This window comes from Falsigemmobacter intermedius (assembly GCF_004054105.1).
Taxonomy (GTDB): domain Bacteria; phylum Pseudomonadota; class Alphaproteobacteria; order Rhodobacterales; family Rhodobacteraceae; genus Wagnerdoeblera; species Wagnerdoeblera intermedia.
This window is the reverse complement of sequence record NZ_SBLC01000082.1, coordinates 872-4,955: the sequence shown is the minus strand read 5'-3', so window position 1 is coordinate 4,955 and position 4,084 is coordinate 872. Positions and strand designations below refer to the sequence as shown.

Genomic DNA, 4,084 nt, shown 5'->3' with positions numbered 1-4,084 from the left:
GCGCCAATTTCACATGCCCGGAGCAAGCCGCCAGGGAATTTCCACAGCCTTCGCGACACGACCAGAGCGCCGCAACATCTTCACAACATCATACTGGCTGAGGGTGTTCCCCGGCCGAAGCGTCGTGACCGTGGTGAACTTCTTGTGGAACGCTGCGATCTGCGGCGCATCAGCCCGCCATCCATACGCTTGCTGCGCGGGTTCTGGCAGTGAATCCCGGGTGTGTGGCGGCGAGGAAGAGGGCGAATGATCAGCTCCCCGGATCGCAAGACAACCGCCCTGCTGATCGACGAGGCCATGGCCGCCGGCGCGCGCCGCACCAGGGCCTGCGCTGCGCTTCAGATCAGCGAGCGCACCCTCCGCCGCTGGCGTCAGGGCCTGCCTGCGGGCGACGTCCACGCTGACCGCAGGCCAGGTGCGCTGCGCCCGGCGCCCGCGAACAAATTCAGCGACGAAGAATGCGTGGAGATCCTATCTGTCTGTAATTCTTCGGAATTCGCCAGCCTGCCCCCCAGCCAGATCGTGCCGCGGCTGGCCGATCAGGGGCGCTATATCGCCTCGGAATCCAGCTTCTACCGCGTGATACACGCCCATGGCCAGCAGCATCACCGTGGTCGCAGCCGGGCCCCGAGACGGCTCAATCCGCCCACCAGTTATCAAGCCACCGGCCCTTGCCAGATCTGGACGTGGGATATCACCTGGATGCCAGGGCCGATCGCGGGCAGCTTCTTTTACCTCTTCTGATCCTCGACATCTTCAGCCGCAAGATCGTCGGCTGGGAGGTCCACGAGATGGAGCGCGCCGAATTAGCCGCAGGCGTCATCCAGCGCGCGGTCTGGGCCGAGGCCTGTATTGCCAGACCGAAAGTTCTGCACGCCGATAACGGCGCGCCCATGAAGGGAGTCACTATGAAGACGACGCTGGAACGTCTGGGCATCATTGCATCCTACTCGCGCCCACGTGTCAGCAACGATAACCCTTTCTCCGAAGCACTCTTCCGCACCTGCAAATATCGCCCGGCATGGCCCCGCACGGGCTTTGCCGACAAGGCGCAGGCACAGGTTTGGGTCAAGGCTTTCGTGAATTGGTATAACGCCGAGCACCTCCACAGCGCACTGTGCTTCGTCACTCCCAATAGCCGCCACACAGGAGAAGAGCTCCGGATGCTGGCAAAGAGCGCTGATCTCTATGCAAATGCCCGCGCCGCAAATCCTCAGCGCTGGACAGGAAAGGCCCGCAACTGGCAACCCATCGGACCAGTCTGGCTCAACCCGGAACGTGATGTCTCAGCGGCAGGAATTAGAGACGCCGCTTAACAAAAGGCCGGACAACTTCTTTGACAAATACCGCTCACTGCTCAGTGGCATCTGACTTACACATCGGGTCGCCGCTGCACGGCTCCTGACGCAGTATCAAACTGGCCTGTGTCACTTCCGGTATATGCAGAATACTCTGATCTTGGGAAAGCCCTTTGGGTCACAAAGGGCGCGTTGGGCCACAAAGGGGTAAGCGCGACGCCGATCCCCTTCTGCCATTTCTGACTTGATCCGGCCATTCTGTGCGCATGCGCGTAACGGAGGGTTTGGATCTTGGAAGTAGACGGCAAAATGGGCGTCCATTTGGACGGCTCAAGGGGGGGTGGAGTTTCCCGGCTTGAGGTGATTGAGGGGCCGAGTGGTCGGCGGAGGCGCACGAAGGCGGAGCGGGCGCGGATCGCGGCAGAAAGCATGATGCCCGGCGTGACGGTGGCCGATGTTGCGCGCAAGCATGGCACGACCCGCTGGCAGATTTACGATTGGCGCAAGCGGATACGCAAAGGCAACCTTGTAGTGCCCAAGAGCATTGCGGCCTTGCCGATCTTCGCGGAACTGGTGGTTGATGACCGCACGGCTGAGGCGTCGGCGGCTGTCACAAGGTCCGATCTTGAGATCGTTATCGGCGATATCGTGATCCGTGCTGGCGCTGGTGCCGATGAGGAGCAACTGAGACGTGCGATCCGCGCGGCACGGGCTGCAGCATCGTGATGTTCAGTTATGGTGGACCGGTGAAGGTCTTCGTGGCGACCCGGCCGGTGGATTTCCGCAAGGGCATCGATGGCCTGGCATTGGCGGTGCAGGAGATGTTCGGGATGGATCCGTTCTGTGGGGCAGCCTTTGTGTTCCGCGCGAAACGGGCAGACCGGATCAAGCTGTTGATCTGGGATCAGACCGGCATGGTGCTGGTCCACAAGCGGCTGGAAGGCGGAAAATTCGTCTGGCCACAGGTGCGCGACGGCGTCATGCGCATGTCCAGCGCCCAGTTCGCGGCCCTTTTTGAGGGCGTGGATTGGCGGTTAGTCCGACCGGAGCGGGCGCGGCGCCCGCTAGTGGCTGGATGACCGGAAATTGTGTCAAAAGGCCTGTTTTTACTGGCCTGACAGGGCATCCTGTGATTCACTTCCCTCATGGAGTCCGCTGATCTTGCGCGCGAAAATGCTCTGCTGAAAGCCCGCCTTGCCGAGGTGGAAGCGATGCTTGCCGAGACGCAAGAGGCCAACCGGCGGCTACAGGATATCCTGCGCACGGCGCAGCGCGAAAGGTTCGGCAAAAGCTCTGAGAAGCTGTCACTCGATCAGTTGAACCTTTCCCTCGAAGATGCCGAGTTCGCCCAAGGCGTGCTGGAGGCGGCGCAGGAGAAGGCCGAAGCAGCGATGCACAGGGCACGTGGTGAGGAGCCGCGCAAGCCCAAGCGCAACCGCGGGCATCTGCCATCCCATCTGCCGCGCGTCGAACGCGTGATTGAGCCTGCCAGCACGCTTTGCCCCTGCGGTTGCGGCGAGATGGCCATGATCGGGGAAGACGTGTCCGAACGGCTAGACGTGATCCCAGCCCAGTTCCGGGTGCTGGTCACGCGGCGCCCGAAATACGCCTGCCGCCGCTGCTCGCAAGCCGTGGCGCAGGGGCATGCGCCCGAACATGTCGTGCCCGGTGGGCTGCCCACGGAACTCTTCATCGCCTGGATCATCGTAGCGAAATTCGGCGACCACCTTCCGTTCTACCGGCAAGCCGAAATCTTCAAGCGGCAAGGGATCAGCCTGGACCGGGGCACGCTCGGCAACTGGGTCGGGCGTGCCTGTTTCCACCTGATGCCCGTCATCAACCATATGCGGGCACATCTGCGCGGCGCAGACCGCATCTTCGTGGATGAAACCCGCGCTCCGGTGCTGGACCCGGGCCGAAAGACCACCAAGAGCGGCTTCTTCTGGGCCGTCGTGTCCGATGATCGCGGGCACGGCGGTGCGGGCCCACCCATCGTGCTGTTCCACTACGCCCCCGGCCGGGGCAAGGCGCATCCGCTGAACTTTCTGGCCGGATACAGGGGCCGCTTCCTGCAATGCGACGCCTATCAATCCTACAATGCGATGACGGAAGTCGCGCGCGACAATGGCCCGTGGCAACTGGTCTATTGCTGGACGCATGTCCGCCGCCGCTTCGTCAAGCGCTTCGAGAGCGACGGCTCTCCCATCGCTGAAGAAATGCTGCGCCAGATCGCACTGCTCTATCAGATCGAGAAGTCCGTGCGCGGCAAGGATGCGGCTGTGCGCCTTGCCGCTCGGCAAGAGCATTCAGCCCCGATCATTGCCGCGCTCAAGCCATGGCTGGAAGCCCAGCTCTCGCGCATCCCGCAGAAATCCCAGCTGGCTGAGGACATCCGCTACACGCTGGGGCATTGGCCCGGTTTGATCCGCTTTCTGGACGAGGGCACGCTGGAGCCCGACACGAACCCGGTCGAAAACCAGATCCGCCCGATCGCCCTGACGAGAAAAAATGCCCTATTTGCAGGGAATGAAATCGGCGCCGAGAATTGGGCCATGCTGGCCTCGCTGGTCGCCACCTGTAAGATGTCGAACGTAAACCCGGTCGACTACATCGCCGCCGCCCTGCGCGCCATCCTCGACGGTCTCCCGAAAAGCGGTATCGAAGACCTCATGCCATGGCGCTTCAACCAGCCGTCAAGCCTCGCCGCATAGGGTCATGACGTCGCGCTTACACAAAGGGCGCGTTGGGCCGCAATGGGCACGATGTGCCACAAAGGGCACGTTGGT

The 4,084-nt window shown here is 62.3% G+C and carries 6 protein-coding genes; all 6 read left to right on the top strand.

Features of this window, described 5'->3' with window-relative positions:
• The coding region (locus EP867_RS20110; RefSeq protein WP_206616385.1) for a hypothetical protein at nt 1-250 on the top strand (250 nt) is incomplete at its 5' end.
• Nucleotides 247-744: a helix-turn-helix domain-containing protein gene (locus EP867_RS18790; protein WP_128490977.1), complete on the top strand. Its 498-nt coding sequence runs from the start codon at nt 247-249 to the stop codon at nt 742-744. The genes EP867_RS20110 and EP867_RS18790, both read left to right, overlap by 4 nt.
• The gene (locus EP867_RS18785; RefSeq protein ID WP_164888956.1) at nt 687-1,316 is read left to right on the top strand and encodes a DDE-type integrase/transposase/recombinase; all 630 of its coding nucleotides are present in this window, start codon (nt 687-689) and stop codon (nt 1,314-1,316) included. The genes EP867_RS18790 and EP867_RS18785 overlap by 58 nt, the downstream gene beginning before the upstream one ends.
• Before the next feature lie 291 nt (nt 1,317-1,607).
• Nucleotides 1,608-2,024, top strand: coding sequence for an IS66-like element accessory protein TnpA (tnpA, locus tag EP867_RS18780; RefSeq protein WP_128490975.1), 417 nt, complete (start codon nt 1,608-1,610; stop codon nt 2,022-2,024).
• Entirely contained in the window at nt 2,024-2,377 is a 354-nt protein-coding gene (tnpB, locus tag EP867_RS18775) for an IS66 family insertion sequence element accessory protein TnpB (RefSeq protein ID WP_128490974.1), read from the top strand. The genes tnpA and tnpB overlap by 1 nt, the downstream gene beginning before the upstream one ends.
• A 66-nt stretch (nt 2,378-2,443) precedes the next feature.
• Complete coding sequence (gene tnpC / locus EP867_RS18770) at nt 2,444-4,009, top strand: IS66 family transposase (protein ID WP_128490973.1); 1,566 nt, start codon at nt 2,444-2,446, stop codon at nt 4,007-4,009.
• The last annotated feature ends 75 nt before the right edge of the window (nt 4,010-4,084 follow it).